Below are 15,726 nucleotides of genomic sequence, written 5' to 3'. Positions count from 1 at the left end.
GAAAATTGGTATCGTCCGTAATAGTCCGCGAGTTCGAGAGTACGTAGTATTGTTTTTGTTGTTGGTCGCATCCCTGTTTCTGCAAATACAGGTGTTGAGAGGCGTCGAGGCGATATCTACGCGCGTCTCGGAACACGACCCGCTGGTGGTTGGATCGGTAGTGTACGCGACGCTCGTCGGGGTTGCTATCGCCACCGGGTACGCGGTGACCCGCCGACGACGAGCAACGGCCGAGAGGCTCGACCGGGAAGCACTGTTCACGCTCGGTGGGGCGACCGGGAGTGTCCTCCTCGTCGGTGCGTACGTACTCCACGGAACCACGGACCTCCCCGTATTCCCCGACGAAGTCGTCACTTCGTTCCTGATCGGACCCGTTTTGATGGGGGTTCTGGCGGTTTGCTACGGCAGAGCGCGCGGAATCGACGTCGAGATCGATCTCCCTCGCCGAGAGGCGCTTCCTCCCGTTTTCCTCGTATCAGTAGTTGCGGGTGCGGGGTGGATTGGCGCGTTCAAAATAGCGGACGAGTGGTACTTCCTGCATCCGGGCGGCCCCTTCGGCCCACAGTTATCGACCGGCAGGCTGCTCTGGCAGGTCGTGTTTCCGGGTGTGTTGACCGGGCTCGGGATGGCACTTCTGTACAACGGTGCGATTCAGCAGGGCCTGCGGAAACACGGTGACCCGTCCGTCGCTGTTGGGGCGGTTACGACACTTGTCGGGACCATCGCCTGGTCGTCCGGGAGGATCTGGTTCATCTGGCCGTTCGGCCAGCTCACTGGTGTGGTCGCCACGGGCGCGGCTAGTACGGCGATCGTCGTCCTCTCGCTTGGTGGCTCGCTCCTTACCGCCCGGGTCGCGCGGCTTGGATCGCGATCGCTCGGCGTCGCGATGACTCCGACCGTGGCGGCTTCGGCCGGCGTCCTCGTCGTTGCACTCCCGTTGCTCAGTGCAGCCGCGGTTCAATCGTATTCACTGGTATTCGTTGCCTCCGTCCTCGGTACCACAATCGTCGCGGGCGCGGCCTGCATCGGGTTCGAACGGTCTCGCTCACTGTGGCTCCCCGCCTTCGCATTCGCAACGTACCTGTGTATTGCCGATCCCTCCCTCGCAGCGTTCCTGTGAGATACCGCAAATCGTCCGTTGACGCGAGCAGGCGACCCCCGCTTGGACCACACCCGAACCGACTGCTCGTCTCGGACCGCCCGGGATCGGTTCGGAGACGAATCGTTCGTCCTGTTGGGTTGGGTGCCGAACAGGTCCGTCTCGAACGTCCGCTCGTAGGAGAGAAACTCGAGCGGGAGCGTCCGCGTGACGCCGCCGTACTCGATGGTCGCGTCGAACTCGACCGTCAGATTCGACGTCTCCTCGTTCCGGAGGTGCGTGACCCACCAGTCGTCGAGTCGCGAATTGTCGATCGTCGCATTCGCCTCGAGCGGTCGGGTACTGTCGGGTTTCAACACGGTCTGCTGGGCGGCCACGCCCTGACCCACGGCGATGCCGTTCAGTTCGACCGAATACCGGATCTCCGTAATCGGCACCGGAATCGATAACTGATTGGTAACCGTCGCCGACGCGTCGATCGGCGTTCGGTTGGCGGTCGCTTTGCCCCACTGCGCGTTGGTCTCGTTGATCACGAACATCGTCCGTCCACTGATCTGGAGGCGCTGACTCTCGTTCGTCCGGATCGGCTCGAGCAAGTTCGTCTGCACGGTTCGAGTCCCTGTCAACCCGGTTGCCGGGAGCTGGATTCCGGCGACGTCGATGCCGACGCTGGGATTGACTCGCACTGTCGTCGTTTCGTTTCTGCCGATGTGGGAAGCCCACCACGCCGGAATGTCGTCGTTGTCGAGCCACGTCGAGACGGTAACGGTACTGTCGTCGTCGGCGAGGGACATCCGATTGCGGTGCTCGTTTGCGACCTCGATGTCGTTCATCGAAACCGTATACGAGACGTCCGCAGCGGCATCGCCGAGGCGAAGCAATCGCGGATTGTCGATGGCTATGCGAGTTTCGACTTCGGTCCGGTCGTCCGTGACGGACCCCCATTCATTGTCGACCGATTCGACCTGCGGTCGGCCCGCTTCGAGGACACCGTAGGCTGCAGTCGCACCGATCAGGACTATCGCGACTAGAATCACCAGCCACGTTCTGCGACGAACCATCTACTGCAGTTTTGACCCGGCCGAAGTTCGGCCGTCACGTTACACGTTCAGGTCATTAAAGTACGGACGGCCGTTCTCAGGACGACGGGGTGCGGACGACCGTTCTCAGGACGACGGGGTGCGGACGACCGTTCCACTCAGTGACTCGTCGTTTCGTGCTCGACACCGAGTACTTCGGCTCTATTTTAGTGATTTAGTGATCTGTCCGGGACGCTTTCGTTCCGACACGACGTTCTCCGAAGCGAGACGGTCACGTCGCGAAGATACTACTATTGTGGTCGCGGTATTTGGTATCTGGTATCATGCCGAGGAACGGGCGATCCTACGATTACGTTATCGTCGGTGCGGGGCCGGCGGGGTGTGTTCTCGCGAACAGGCTGTCGGCCGACGCCGGGACTGATGTGCTGTTACTCGAGGCCGGGAAGCCGGACGACCAACGCGAGATCAGCATTCCGGCCGCGTTTTCGGAACTTTTCGAGTCGGCGGTTGACTGGAACTATCACACGGAACCCCAGTCGGAGCTCAACGGTCGAGAACTGTACTGGCCCCGCGGAAAGACCCTCGGCGGTTCGAGTTCGATGAACGCGATGATTTACATCCGCGGCCAGCCCGAGGACTACGATCGCTGGGCTATGGCGGGTAACGATGGCTGGGCCTACGAGGATGTCTTGCCGTACTTCATGCGCGCCGAAGACAACGAGCGCGGACCCTCGGACTTCCACGGATTGAGCGGCCCCCGGAACGTCGTCGATACTCGGTCGCCGAACGAACTAAGCGAGGCGTTCATCGAGGCGGGCCAGGCGGTTGGGCTTCCCCACAACGAGGACTTCAATGCCGGCGAGCAGGCAGGGGTCGGGTTCTACCAGGTTACACAGAAGGACGGCCGCCGTCACAGCGCGGCAGACGCGTATCTGAAGCCGGTGTTGGACCGCGACACACTGACCGCGGTAACCGGGGCGCACGTAACTCGGGTTCGGTTCGACGGGCGGGAGGCAGTGGGCGTCGAGTACGTTCGAGACGATGCCAACGGCGCACCGGCGACGGTCGATGCGACCGAAGAAGTAATCCTTTCGGCCGGAGCCATCAACTCACCGCAGTTACTGCTCCTTTCGGGCGTCGGGCCGGCCGACCACCTCGAAACCCACGACATCGACGTCGTCGAGGACCTCCCCGGGGTCGGTCGAAATCTGCAGGACCACCTGCAGGCCGGCGTGGACTACGAGTGTACGAAACCGATCACGCTCGACGACGCAGACTCGCTGGTGAACCTCCTCAAAATCCTCCTCCTGAAGAGCGGACCGCTGACGTCGAACGTGGGGGAGGCCGGCGGGTTCGCGACCGTCTCCGAAGACGCCGACACGCCGGACGTTCAGTTCCACTTCGCCCCCGCACACTTCGTTGAACACGGCTTCGCAAACCCCGAAGGCCACGGGTTTTCGCTGAACGCGCTCCGGTTGCGACCCGACAGTCGGGGCCGGATCACTCTCCGGTCTGCCGATCCCTTCGACGACCCCGCGATCGACCCGCAGTATCTCACCGCCGAGGAAGACCTCGAGATCCTGCTCGAGGGGGTGAAACTGGTACGGGAGATATTACAGGCTGAACCGTTCGACGACTATCGCGGAGCGGAACTGCTACCGGGATCGGACGTACGGAGTGACGCGGAACTGACCACACACATTCGCGAGACCGCGGAGACGCTGTATCACCCCGTCGGCACCTGCAAGATGGGCGACGACGAGATGGCAGTCGTCGACGATCGACTTCGGGTCCGCGGACTCGACGGAATACGCGTCGTCGATGCGTCGATACTGCCAACGATTACGAGCGGCAATACGGACGCGCCGACGACGATGATCGCAGAAAAGGCCGCGGACTACATCCGGAGCGAGACGTGATCGATGTCCGTCCATTTCACGAGGTGAAATGTTCTCTATGCGTACCTATTTGTCACCTCCCGCTCAATGAGGGCGATAGAGCCGTTTTGCGGCTCGGTACACTATGAACGTCGACGAATTTGTCAACGCGAACGAACCGAAAGAAGGCGGCGAATCGTTTCAACTCGAGCACGGAAAGTTACTCGACATTGATCTCGACGGGTCCGTAACCACGAAGACCGGGTCGATGATCGCCTACAACGGTGATATCTCGTTCAAAGGCAAGTCCTCAGCAGAAGGGGGGATTACGGGATTTATCAAGGAAAAGGCGACGGGTGAAGGGACGGACGTGATGGAAGCGACCGGTACTGGCCACCTGTATGTGGCCGATCAGGGAAAAAAGATCCAGATCCTCGAACTCGAGGCGGGCGACGAGATTTCGGTCAACGGAAACGACGTCCTCGCGTTCGAGTCCAGCGTGGACTACGAAATTCGAACGATGAAGAGCATCGCGGGGTTCACGGCCGGCGGTATGACCAACGTCTTCCTCTCCGGACCAGGTGCGGTCGCGATTACCACCCACGGCGAGCCGCTGGTGTTGCAGCCGCCGGTTCGAACCGATCCCAGTGCGACGGTTGCCTGGAGCGGCTCTCTCTCCCCGGGCAGCTACGTCGACAAGAGTCTCTCGAACATGATCGGCTCGTCCTCCGACGAAACTCACCAGTTGGATTTCTCCGGCTCCGACGGATTCGTGGTCGTCCAGCCCTACGAAGAACGCGCGCCACAGCAATAGCGTCGTTTCCGGAGTCGAACGGCCATCGTATCATGTATGCCCGTTCGGGCAGTATCCATCTCCATAGATCTTCATGAGACGACGAGCGCTTGCCCCCATTTCGATCGCACTGGCACTGACATTTCCCTGGGTCGTCATGTGGGGAACGACGTCCCTTCTGCCCTGGGTTGTGAATGCCATCGTCCCGGGACTCGAGTACGGAGCACCGGCGCTCGTCCGATCGACGTCGACTCTCGGGACGGTGATCGTGACCGGTCTCGCCGTTCTCGGAGCGTCGTTCCTGCTCGCATGGGCCGCTGAAACGGCCGAGAAGGACGTACCGAGAGCGTTCGCGATCGCCGTCCTCGCAGTTCTGGCGGTTGCACCCGAATACGCTGTCGACGCCCTCTACGCCTGGGATGCGGGTCAGTTCGCCGGCACTCCTCGCGGAATCGAAGCGGGGAACCTTGCGGTCGCCAACATGACGGGTGCGAATCGAATCCTCATCGGCATCGGCTGGGCCGGTATCGCCCTCTTTACGATCTATCGACGCGGGTCGTCGATCGATCCCGCCGTCGAACGGCGTTCCGGCTTCCTCGCCGACGTCGTCGTCCTCGATCGCGATATCGGTCTCGAAGTCATGTTTCTCCTGGCCGCGACGGCCTGGGCGTTTCTCGTGCCGCTCGGCGACGGCATCGATATCCTCGACATGCTGGTTCTCGTGGGACTCTACGTCCTCTACATCGCCGTCATCCTCCGCGGCGAGGCCGAACCCGAGACGGAACACGTCGGCGTGCCAGCGTATCTGCAGCGCTTCCCGAAGGGGCGCCGGATCGCCGTCGTTCTCTTTCTCTTCGCGTACGCTGGCGGAATAATATTCACTGCCGTCGAACCCTTCGCTCACGGCCTCGAACTTCTCGGTCAGAACGTTGGTATCCCCTCGTTTTTCATGATTCAGTGGATCGCGCCGTTGGCCTCCGAATCGCCGGAACTCATCGTCGTCATCTACCTGGTGAACAAAGCGCGGTCGACCGCAGGGTTCAACGCGCTCATCTCCTCGAAACTCAACCAGTGGACGCTCCTCATCGGAACGCTCGTCGTGGTTCACTCCCTCGCGCTCGGCCAGTACGGCGTTCTCGCGTTCGACTTCAAACAATCCGCGGAGATATGGCTGACCGCCGCGCAGTCGTTTTTCGCCATCTCTCTCCTGCTCCGGTTCCAGATCTCCGTTAGGGAAGCACTCACGCTGCTCGTCTTGTTCCTCTCGCAGGTCGTCATCGAGTTCGTCATCATCCGCGAGTTCGTCATTTTGCCGGTGACGAGTACCGAGTTGTTGCTCATCTATACCGCCATCTACGTCGTCCTCGGGACCGCGCTGTTCGTCCGCCGCCGCCGGTCGTTCCGACGCCTCGTCCGCCGAACCGCAGGGACGGTCGGCGATGCGATGCCGATCGGGGGCGATCGGCCGCGGAGTACGGACGATTAAGTCGACCGGCCAAACACCTTGGCCGTCCGCCGTGTAGCCTCCGGCGATGCGCCCACCTGAACCGGCGGCTGCATCCGTCCCGGCACTCTTCGCGTATGCGGCCGTCCTCGCGCTGGTGCACCTCTTCGCCGGCCGTCTCGGCGTCGGCGGCCGAATCCCGCGGAGCCGATGGCTGTCCGTGGCGGGAGGCGTCTCGGTTGCGTACGTGTTCGTCCATCTTCTCCCCGACATCCACGAGGCTGCAGTGACGATCGAGCGCCACGGGACACCAATGGTGTTCGCCGACCGGTACGGGTACCTGATCGCGCTTTTCGGATTCGTCGTCTTCTACGGTCTCGAGCAACTCGCTCGACGGGCGAACAGAGGCGCCACTCGGACCGACGGAATCCCCGCCACCGCCGTATTCTGGATTCACCTCGGGTCGTTCGCGCTCTACAACGCGATCATCGGCTCTCTCCTCTGGGACCCCGAACTCGGTAATATCACCCTCTTCGTCGTCGCGATGGCGCTTCACTTCGTCGTCACGGACGACGGCCTTCGCGAACATCATGGACAGGTCTACCAACACCGGGGTCGGTGGATTCTGTCGGGAGCCGTCATCGTCGGGTTCGTGGGCGGCTACGCTCTCGAGGGGGCCGAACTCCTCGTCGCGGTGTTCGTTCCGTTCCTGGCCGGCGGCGTCGTCCTCAACGGTATCAAAGAGGAACTCCCGTCGGACCGCGAGAGCCGCTTCTGGCCGTTTGCCGTCGGTGCGGGAAGTTACGCCGCGCTTTTGCTGTTCGTCTAACTCGCGTCCCGGGTCTTCCTTGCTCACCGCCGGAATCGAGAATCAGTGTCTAACCCCGATCGAGCGGGACTGTTTTACCCCTTCCCCATCATCTTCCGCCATGAAACTTCGACGGCCTCGTCGCCCGCCCGAGTATCGGCTTGCGGACTCGGCCCAGCAAATCATCGGGGGATTCTTGCTCGCGGGTCCGTTCGTCGTCACGGAGGAAGTCTGGACGCTCGCGGGGAATATGCACATCGCCCAGGCGCTTACGATCGTCGCCATTGTCTTCACCATCGGCTACGCGGCGCTGTACAAGGCCGATACGACTCGCGATGCCGACGACGAGCAGGAGGTCGCCGGCATTCCGGTTCGATTTATCTCGCTGATGCTGGTCACCTTCGGCTCCGTTACCGTCCTCGCGCTTCTGTTTGGAGCACCCGATACTTTCCTCGAGACCGAGTCGACCGGCGATCTCGTACTGACCACGTTCAAGGCCGTCAGCGTCGGTGCGGTCTTCAGCGTCGTCGGTGCGGCGACGGCCGACAGCATCTTCGCGAAGTGATTCCCCTTTTCGAAGTGATTCCCCTTTTCGAAGTGATTCCCCTTTTTCCGAAGTGATGAACCGATTCGAGGTCGGATACCGACTCGGAACCGGATGGACACGGGGGAGCCTCGCGACTCACCGGCTAGAGGTATGAGTCGTCGTACGATTCACCGGACCGCTCTGCATGGGTATTTCCGCAGTCCCCGCACTCGAGTCGATCCATGTTGTCCATGGAGATGTCGAGTGAACCGCAGTTCGCGCAGTAGAACCCGTACTGGTCCGTGAAGTCGGCATCCTCGTAGGTGACGAAAAACGACGCCGCCGTGCCGGATTCTTCCTCGCTGCGGTCGATGTATACCGTCTCGCCATCGTCGGTCGACGCCAGGGTCCCGTCGGTCATCTCCGCTTCGGGGAACCCCTCCTCGTCGGCGTCCTGAGAGTCCGCGCCGGTCGACTCGGCCGGATGATCGGCATCGACGCTCGGGTCCGTGTACACGTATTTCACGAGCGACTCGTCGGCGACGTCGACTCGCCAGTCGCCGTCGTGTTCGAGACCGAACCGTTCGACGAACTGATGGCCTTCAGTGTTGGCCTCGAGGACGGTGACGCAAACTCGTTCGGCACCCCGATCGCGCAGGGTTTCGGACATGGTCTCGTACAACTCCGTCCCGATGCCTCGTCCGCGGTGTTCCGGATCGACGAAAAGCCATCTTACCGTTCCCCAGCCATCCTCGAGGCGCCCTTCGACGAACCCGGTGACTGCTTCGCCTTCGATTTCAGCAGCTGTTTCTGCGACGCGGAGCACCGTGGTTTCGTCCTTGAGCCGCTCGGCGACGGCATCCTCGGCAAACGTATCGTCGGTCACTGCGTCGATTTGATTCGGGCTGAGCCTGAACGAAGTCGTCATCGAACTGTCGACGACCTCACGAATTCGCTCAGCTTCGTCCGAGGTCGGTTCCCGTATCTCCATACGTACCCGTCAGTATCGAGCCGCATAAGGTGGCTGCTGGCTTGGACATGGCTGCCCCACGAGTGAACCGACGGACGTCGACCTATTCTCCGCCGCCGGTGACGACCACGGGGCGATCGGAGTTGAGAATAACCCCCTGAGTAGTGCTGCCGAAGAGCGCTTTCCCTACTGGCGAGCGTTTCCGACCGCCGAGAACGATCGAGTCGACGTCGTATGTGTCGGCTTCCTTCAGAATGTCCGCCTCGGTGTCGCCGCTGTTCTCGAGTATCGTGACCTCGATGCCGGCCTCCTCGATTCGCTCTTGTGCGCGTCGGATGGAACCGATCCGCGACGCGGTTTTGAACTTCTCGAATTCCTTAGGCAGGTCGTCGCTGTCCTCGGTGAAGACGAACAGGAGATACACTTCGACAGATTCGCTGGCCTCGGGCAGCGACGTGACGTATTCGGCCTGTTTGAGCGCGCGGTCCTCGTTCGCATCGACGGGCATCAATACTCGATACATACCCTGACATTCACTTGCGAAGATAATAAAACCGCCTCTGTTTCCCGGCCCGTTGGAAAACGGTGACAGCCCATCACTGCCAGTATCGCTTTATCCGTCGTCGGTTTCCTCGCCGTCTCGAAGAGCGCGACGCTGTATTTTGCCCGTCGTCGTCGTCGGCAGCGCCGCCACGAACTCGACGTATTGGGGGTATTCGTATTCGGCCAGTCGCTCGCGGACTACTTCGCGGATCTCCGTCCGAAGTCCGTCGGGATCGTATTCGTCGATTGCGGGTTTCACGAACGCCTTGATCGCCTCGCCGCGGGTGTCGTCCGGAACGCCGACGACGCCGGCCTGCTCGACGGCCTCGTGTGTGAGGATCGCATCTTCGACTTCCATCGGACCGACGCGGTAACCGCTCGTGAGTATAACGTCGTCCGCTCTGGAGACGAACCAGCAGTAGCCGTCTGCGTCGCGCTCGACGAGATCGTCGGTCAGGTACCACCCGTCATCGGTTCGTTTGGCCGCCGTCTTCTCCGGCAGGCCGTGATATTCGTCGAAGAAAACGCGGCGGTCCCCCGGTCGGATGGCAAGCTCGCCAACCTCGCCGCGCTCTCTGCGTTTGTGGGTGTCCGGATCGAGTACCGCGATCTCGTAACCGGGCAACGGTTTTCCCATGCTTCCCGGTCGCGTGTCGAACCAGCTTCCCACGTTTCCGACGACGAGGTTGAGCTCTGTCTGACCGTAAAATTCGTTGATCGCGACGTCGTCGAACGTCGACTCGACCCAGCCGACGACCTCCGACGTAAGCGGCTCGCCAGCCGAGGCGAACGTCTCGAGCGAGAGGTCGTACCGTGCCTCCGGGTCGTCGACGCTCATCAGTATGCGAAGCGCCGTCGGAGGCATGAATGCCTTGGTTACCCCGTGGCGTTCCATGAGGTCGTAGGCGTCTTCGGGATCGAATCCGTCGCGGGGCCACCCGACGATCGTACAGCCGTGGTGCCACGCCGCGAAGAGGGTTCCGCCGAGGGCGGCGCCCCAGGCCCAGTCCGCGGGCGTCCACAGCGTCGCCTCGCCCTCGGATAGCCCCTGATCGAAGTAGTTGTACGCTGCGGCGGCCCGACCGAGCCAGAGCGCGTGACTGTGCCGGACTCCCTTCGGCGGCCCGGTCGACCCGCTCGTATACATGATCGCCGTCGGCGTCTCCGGCGTCGCCTCGTATACGTCGATCCCGGGGTCGAAGCTCTCGACTACGTCGTCGAAGGCGTATGCCTCGCCCTGCACCGAATCGCCGTCACCGAGTTCGATCACCGCCTCGAGCGCGGGACACTCGTCTCGGATCTCATCGATCGTCTCCCGAACGCTCGGGTCGATGACGACCGCTTTCGCCTCGCTATCGGCGAGTCGGTACTGAAGCGCGTCGCGACCGAAGAGAACCGTCAACGGGACCGAGACGACCCCGAGTTTCCAGTTCGCGAGGTGGGTCAACGGGTTCTGTGGTTTCTGCGGAACGACGACGCCGACGCGGTCCTCCGCCTCGACGCCGAGGGCTGCCAGAGCTGCGGCGAGGCGATCCGATCGCTCGTCGATTTCGTCGAACGAATAGGTCTCGAGTCCTGTATCGGGATCCTCGTATCGGAGCGCCGTTCGACTCGTATCCTCGTGTTTCCGAAGGAAATCGACGGCGGGGTTGTACTCGTCGGGCAGTTCCCACGAAAATCCTTCGCGGGCCGCTTCGTAGTCCGCAAACGTCGGCATAACAGTCCAGCTCATGCCACCGCCTTCTGGGGCCAACACGTTGCGTTTTTCGACACGCGGATCGTCCTTTCTGAGTAGTCGACGATTCGATGCGCATCCCGCTGACCGCGGGCGCTGTGTCGAATCAGTCCTCCTCAGCTTCGTCGTCCGTTTCTGTCTCGGCTTCTTCTTCCTTTGTTTCCTCTTTAGCTTCTTCCTCCTCCTCGTCTTTCTCTTCCGTCTCGGCCTCTCCCTCCGCTTCAGCTTCTTCCTCCTCCTCGTCTTCGTCTTCGTCAGCTGGCCCTTCCGCCTCTTCGTCTTCGTCTTCGTCTTCGTCTTCGCCTTCGACCTCGATCTCCGCCTCGACTTCAATGCTCAGCCCTTCGACTTCGAGTTCGCCCTCGAATTCGCGTTTGTCCCCGACTTCGATCTCGAGCTCGTCGGAGTCCACTTCGACCTCTACTTCGACGTCGACGGTAATTTCGGAATCTTCCATACATCACGTTACCCAACCTCCATAAAATACCTACCGTTGACATGCCTGCGAAATCTGGGACGATGCCCGGACTGACGCTTCCCGACGAAGTCGGGAACAGTTTCAGACGACCGAGTCACAACGCAGTGACTGGCTCGAGTCAACGGCTGCCGATGCGATGCCGTCCTTTGCTCGCCATCCGTTCCGTCTCGAGAGCATCGAACAATCTTTCATCTTCCAATTCGAATCTTTCTCGACGAACGACTGGTCACTCTACTATCGTATGACCGTGCGGTTCTTTTGGTCCCATTCCGAAATCGAAGTATGTCTCCACCGCTCGAGGATGCCATCAGTATCCTGTTGATCGAACCCAATCCGGGGGATGCGCGTCTATTCTCTGAATCGTTCGAAGACGCGAACATTGTCTGCAATATTCACACCGTTTCCGACGGCGAATCGGCCCTCGATTTCGTCCACCAACGGAACGAGTACTCGGATAGCCCACGCCCGGACATGATCTTGCTCGATTTCCAACTGCCCGGCGTCAGCGGTGCAGACGTTCTGTCGGAACTCAAATCCGAATCGACGCTGCGATCGATTCCGGTGATCGTAATGACCAGTTCGCCGTCGGAAGAGGACATCGCGCGATCGTACGATCTCTACGCGAACGCCTACGTCCAGAAACCGGTCGAACCCGACGAGTTCATCGATCTCGGCCGTTCCTTCGAAGATTTCTGGCTCACGCTCGGCCGTCTTCCCGGCGACCGCTCGAGACGCCGCCAGTCCTCTCCTCTGGCTACGAGTCGAGCAGGTCCGGCACCTCGTTGACCGATTCCAGCACCGCTGTTGCCCCTTCGCGTTCGTACTTCCGTTGTCCCTCTTCGCCGGTCAGCCCGCCGGTAAGCACGCCGATGCCGTGGTACTCCCGATCCTCATCGGTTTCGGTCGCGTTGACTGCGGTCCTGACATCGTCTAACGTGTCGCCGACGAAAACGACCGAGTCGGCGTCGAACCGCTCCGCAAGGGTACACAGCGCTCGGGGATGGGGCTTGCCTTCCTCCCAGTCGTCCATCGTAAAGCGGCGGTCAATCGCGATCGCCTCGTCGAGACCGACCCGATCGAGCGCGATTTCGGCTTCGGCTTCCGGCCGGCCGGTCAGGATGCCAACGTCGTAGCCCTCGAGCAGTCGGTCCCGCGCATCTGCTTCGAGCAACACTGGCTCGTCGTGGATGAACCCCGGCGTTTCGCGCTCGAGATCCGGCTCGCCCCCTTCGAGTCCGCGATAGAGTTCGTCACCCAGGTACAGTTGCTGGAAGACGTCGCGCAGTCGCGTCCGATCCCACTGGTCGGTTACACGCTGGGTCGCTCGTGCACCGATCGCCTCCTGAACGACGGTTTTGGCTGCCTCGAGGCCGCCACCCACGGATGCGATCTCGTCGGTGAATGCCGTTATCGACCCATCGTATCCGTCCTCGATCGCCAACACGTAGAGGGCGACTGCGTAGGTCAGTTCCCAGTCGTTGTTGAACCCGCCCGCGTCTTTGAAGTCCTGAATATCGGCTTTTCGAATCGTCCGGTCGTAGACGGCCTCGACAGATTCGACGATTGCGCGTCGGTAGGAGTCACCGACGTCGACGAGTACTCCGTCGATGTCTAGAACGACGGCGTCTGCGTTCATACTCGGTCGGACGTGTCTCGGAGGTTAAAGACCAACCATTTGTACGGCGGATGCCTCGATCGTTGCTCGTGGTTTGTACGGCGGACGCCTCGATCGTTGCTCGTGGTCCATCCATTCGTGATTCGTCAGCCCACTCGTCGCCTACCGTAGTCGTTGAAGTCACTGCTCGCCCTGCTCGCGAATTCGCGGCCAGCGAGGATTTGCTGGCCGCAGCAGTGCGATCGGAGAGCAAAACGTTTCAACGACTCCGAGAGCTATCTTGTTGCATCGACCGCCGAGACCGCAACCGGACGATCAAAATATCGGCGGCCCGATAAAAGAAAACGCCACGACCCCGATTCCAAGCGCGTAGAGCCAGTCTGCACCAAGCCACGAAAGCAGATTCGCGACGTAAATCACGACCACCACGGGGATGGCGAGCAATACCGTCGGCGATCGCCGCCACTCGGCTCGCGAACGGCTCCAGAGGCTGTTTGCGTCTCCCGTGCTCGGAAACGCGTGCATCCCGACCGAGAGTCCCAACCACCCTAGAACAACGGCGATGACAATCTCTTCGCCCGAGGCTGCCCGAATACTGCCCGTCGTCTCGAGGAACGTTGCGAGACAGAGAAAGGCGACGAACGCGGTGACTGTGTTGACCAGAAATGGAGCAACGCTGACGACGAACGTCTCCCGATAGCGTTCCGGTTGGGCGTGGCGGACGTACCCCGGCGGATCGCTGAGTCGAAAGTACGCGACCTCGAGTACCGGGACGCCCACGAATTCGCAGGCCCACTTGTGAGCGAACTCGTGAACGACGACGCCGGGGACGGTAAAGAGACGGAACAGTAGCCACAGGATGGTGCCGATACCGACTATCGCTGCAGCTAAAACGACCATGGCGATCACGGCACCACCAACGTAGGTGACCCCCTCTCCGTTCACTACCATCGAAACGTTCCGCGAACGGATAATTCATTCGTACTGTCCGCTATCCCAATTATGCACGAACGACGTACAGCGTCCCCGTTTCGATCGTCTTTCGTTCGACCGGCACTGTCGGCTGATCGCCGCCGAGTGTCGTAAACAGGAAGTCTGCGTCGGCGTCCCGTGCGACCTCGAGTGCCGGGCGGTGGAGTTCCGGCGGCAGGTTCCGGGCGTATACGGCATCCGCGCTCGCATAGACCGTCGGGTCGGGGGTGACGATGTCGTCGCGGACGAACCGAACCGTCGCTGGAACCTCACGGTCGTGTACGTCCGTCGCAGTGACCGTCGTCCCCTCCTTTGCGAGCGCCCGAGCCAGGTCGGTCCGACGGCCGATTCCGATCTCGATCACCCGCTCGTAGTCGGCGAGGTAATCGATCATGGTCTCGGCATTCCTGCGAGAGTGGTCCACGGCGGGACGTTTATGCCGCCCGCGGCCATAGCCCTTGCCATGCTCGTCGATATCGTGCCGGTCGGCAACGTTCCCGCCGAGGTCAAGCGGGCGGCCTCCACTGCGTTGCGATCGGTTTACGACTGCGACGTGTCGGTCAACGACTCGCAGTCGGTCCCCAACGGCGCCTACGACTCCGATCGGAACCAGTATTCAGCCGAAACGTTCATTCAGCTTGCCGAACGGGTCGGTCGCGGGAAGAAAAACATCGCCATCACTCCTCACGACCTCTTTTATCGGCGACGCAACTACGTCTTCGGTCTGGCGTATCTCGACGGCAGCGGGAGCGTCGTCTCCACCTACCGCCTCCAGACCTCGAGCGACGGCGGCTTCTCGAATCAGAGTGCCGCCGACATCTTCGAAGACCGCGTCCGCAAGGAGATCGTCCACGAAATCGGCCATACCTACGGGCTCGAACACTGTGACAACAATCGCTGCGTGATGAACTTTTCGCCGACTGTTCGCGAGGTCGACATCAAAGAGGAGAATCTCTGTGGGAGTTGCCAACGGTTGATCAGCTAATCGAATACTGTACTTGCAGGAAGATTCGATCCACGTTGTCCGGTGACGGCCAGAGCGAACCCACGACGAGATCCAGCAGTGCAATCGGTTGCAGCTGCGTCAGGATGCCGATCATCTATCGGCGGTGACGGCGGGGCTTCTCATTGATGGCGTGTACGCACCGTTCAACTGTCTGAAGCAGGACGGCTACTACTTCAGCAACCGCATCGCTCGCTGTGACGACTCCGACTCCGAGCAGGCCACGCGGTTGAATCAGAAGAAGTCGGCTCGTCGCACCCACTACTTCCACACGCTCTCCAAGCACATCGTTGAACGGTGTGTGGATGAGGGAGTTGGAACCATCGTGGTGGGTGACCTCTCTGGTAACCGTGAGGACGAGGAGAACGGCGAGTCGAAGAACTGGGGCAATCACGGCAACCTTGACCTGCATTCGTGGGCATTCGTGGGCGTTCGACCGCTTCACCGACCTGCTCGAATACAAGGCCGAGATGGAAGGCATCGCGGTCGAGCAGGTGTCTGAGCGTGATACGTGGAAGTCGTGTTCGTGTTGTGTCGGAAGCGTAAGGCGAACCGTGTTGAACGCGGGTTGTACGTGTGCGATAAGTGCGGTACAGTAGCGAACGCTGATGTGAACGGCGCTGAAAATATTCGACAGAAAGTATCTCCGAGTCTCGCCACGGATGGCGATGATAGGAGTAACGGCTAGTTGGCACAGCCTTCAACGTTCCTGTTTGACACGGAAGCTGGTGCGTTCGCACCGCAAGAACAGGTCACGTCGTAAACCACAATATCCCACCGTGGGAATCCTCGCCCTTCAGGGCGGGGAGGATCTCAAAGTGTG

Annotated in this window: 15 protein-coding genes and 2 pseudogenes; 9 read left to right on the top strand and 8 right to left on the bottom strand. The window is 61.0% G+C overall.

Annotated features, from left to right (window positions below; all coding sequences use genetic code 11):
* Positions 1–957 precede the first annotated feature (957 nt).
* Positions 958–2,160 carry an LEA/WHy family protein gene (locus HYG82_RS31800; RefSeq protein WP_179261072.1) on the bottom strand — a complete coding sequence of 401 codons (1,203 nt, stop codon included), beginning with the start codon at positions 2,158–2,160 and terminating at the stop codon, positions 958–960.
* A gap of 302 nt (positions 2,161–2,462) precedes the next feature.
* Between HYG82_RS31800 and HYG82_RS31795 the strand changes: the two genes are divergently transcribed.
* From HYG82_RS31795 to HYG82_RS31775, 5 genes are all read left to right on the top strand, one after another.
* Positions 2,463–4,058 carry a GMC family oxidoreductase gene (locus HYG82_RS31795; protein WP_179261071.1) on the top strand — a complete coding sequence of 532 codons (1,596 nt, stop codon included), beginning with the start codon at positions 2,463–2,465 and terminating at the stop codon, positions 4,056–4,058.
* A gap of 103 nt (positions 4,059–4,161) precedes the next feature.
* Positions 4,162–4,830, top strand: a complete 669-nt coding sequence (locus HYG82_RS31790) for an AIM24 family protein (protein ID WP_179261070.1) — start codon at positions 4,162–4,164, stop codon at positions 4,828–4,830.
* A 73-nt stretch (positions 4,831–4,903) separates the two neighbouring features.
* Positions 4,904–6,295, top strand: a complete 1,392-nt coding sequence (locus HYG82_RS31785) for a sodium:calcium antiporter (protein ID WP_179261069.1) — start codon at positions 4,904–4,906, stop codon at positions 6,293–6,295.
* Between the two features lie 46 nt (positions 6,296–6,341).
* Entirely contained in the window at positions 6,342–7,082 is a 741-nt protein-coding gene (locus tag HYG82_RS31780) for a hypothetical protein (RefSeq protein WP_179261068.1), read from the top strand.
* 100 nt (positions 7,083–7,182) lie between these two features.
* Positions 7,183–7,626 (top strand): DUF2391 family protein, encoded by a 444-nt coding sequence (locus HYG82_RS31775; protein ID WP_179261067.1) that lies wholly within the window; start codon positions 7,183–7,185, stop codon positions 7,624–7,626.
* A 124-nt stretch (positions 7,627–7,750) separates the two neighbouring features.
* Here the strand turns inward: HYG82_RS31775 and HYG82_RS31770 are convergent, their stop codons facing one another.
* The 4 genes and pseudogenes from HYG82_RS31770 to HYG82_RS44625 form a co-directional block, all read right to left on the bottom strand.
* The gene (locus HYG82_RS31770) at positions 7,751–8,578 is read right to left on the bottom strand and encodes a GNAT family N-acetyltransferase (RefSeq protein ID WP_179261066.1); all 828 of its coding nucleotides are present in this window, start codon (positions 8,576–8,578) and stop codon (positions 7,751–7,753) included.
* An 82-nt stretch (positions 8,579–8,660) separates the two neighbouring features.
* Entirely contained in the window at positions 8,661–9,080 is a 420-nt protein-coding gene (locus tag HYG82_RS31765) for a universal stress protein (RefSeq protein ID WP_179261065.1), read from the bottom strand.
* Positions 9,081–9,170: 90 nt separating this feature from the next.
* Positions 9,171–10,832 carry an acetate--CoA ligase gene (locus tag HYG82_RS31760; protein ID WP_179261064.1) on the bottom strand — a complete coding sequence of 554 codons (1,662 nt, stop codon included), beginning with the start codon at positions 10,830–10,832 and terminating at the stop codon, positions 9,171–9,173.
* Between the two features lie 232 nt (positions 10,833–11,064).
* Positions 11,065–11,292, bottom strand: a pseudogene (locus HYG82_RS44625) (hypothetical protein); the annotation flags it as partial.
* Positions 11,293–11,595: 303 nt separating this feature from the next.
* On the opposite strand from HYG82_RS44625, the gene HYG82_RS31750 reads away from it, so the two are divergent.
* On the top strand, positions 11,596–12,099 hold the full coding sequence (locus tag HYG82_RS31750) for a response regulator (protein WP_179261062.1): 504 nt from the start codon (positions 11,596–11,598) through the stop codon (positions 12,097–12,099).
* On the opposite strand, the gene HYG82_RS31745 is transcribed toward HYG82_RS31750, so the two are convergent.
* The 3 genes from HYG82_RS31745 to HYG82_RS31735 all read right to left on the bottom strand — a co-directional run bounded on the left by HYG82_RS31745 (position 12,068) and on the right by HYG82_RS31735 (position 14,324).
* Entirely contained in the window at positions 12,068–12,949 is an 882-nt protein-coding gene (locus HYG82_RS31745; RefSeq protein WP_179261061.1) for a TIGR01548 family HAD-type hydrolase, read from the bottom strand. The two genes, HYG82_RS31750 and HYG82_RS31745, sit on opposite strands and share 32 nt — an antisense overlap.
* A 294-nt stretch (positions 12,950–13,243) precedes the next feature.
* Entirely contained in the window at positions 13,244–13,879 is a 636-nt protein-coding gene (locus HYG82_RS31740; RefSeq protein WP_179261060.1) for a metalloprotease family protein, read from the bottom strand.
* Between the two features lie 49 nt (positions 13,880–13,928).
* Positions 13,929–14,324, bottom strand: coding sequence for a UPF0146 family protein (locus HYG82_RS31735; RefSeq protein ID WP_250160953.1), 396 nt, complete (start codon positions 14,322–14,324; stop codon positions 13,929–13,931).
* Between the two features lie 39 nt (positions 14,325–14,363).
* On the opposite strand from HYG82_RS31735, the gene HYG82_RS31730 reads away from it, so the two are divergent.
* The 3 genes and pseudogenes from HYG82_RS31730 to HYG82_RS44615 all read left to right on the top strand — a co-directional run bounded on the left by HYG82_RS31730 (position 14,364) and on the right by HYG82_RS44615 (position 15,591).
* The gene (locus HYG82_RS31730) at positions 14,364–14,885 is read left to right on the top strand and encodes an archaemetzincin family Zn-dependent metalloprotease (RefSeq protein WP_179261058.1); all 522 of its coding nucleotides are present in this window, start codon (positions 14,364–14,366) and stop codon (positions 14,883–14,885) included.
* 88 nt (positions 14,886–14,973) lie between these two features.
* Positions 14,974–15,405: a transposase gene (locus HYG82_RS44620; protein ID WP_425495330.1), complete on the top strand. Its 432-nt coding sequence runs from the start codon at positions 14,974–14,976 to the stop codon at positions 15,403–15,405.
* Positions 15,374–15,591 (top strand): annotated as a pseudogene (locus HYG82_RS44615) (zinc ribbon domain-containing protein). Before HYG82_RS44620 ends, HYG82_RS44615 begins: the two are co-directional and overlap by 32 nt.
* Positions 15,592–15,726: the final 135 nt, after the last annotated feature.

This window comes from Natrinema halophilum (genome assembly GCF_013402815.2).
In the GTDB taxonomy this organism is placed as follows: domain Archaea; phylum Halobacteriota; class Halobacteria; order Halobacteriales; family Natrialbaceae; genus Natrinema; species Natrinema halophilum.
This window is presented reverse-complemented; position numbering and strand designations above follow the sequence as displayed.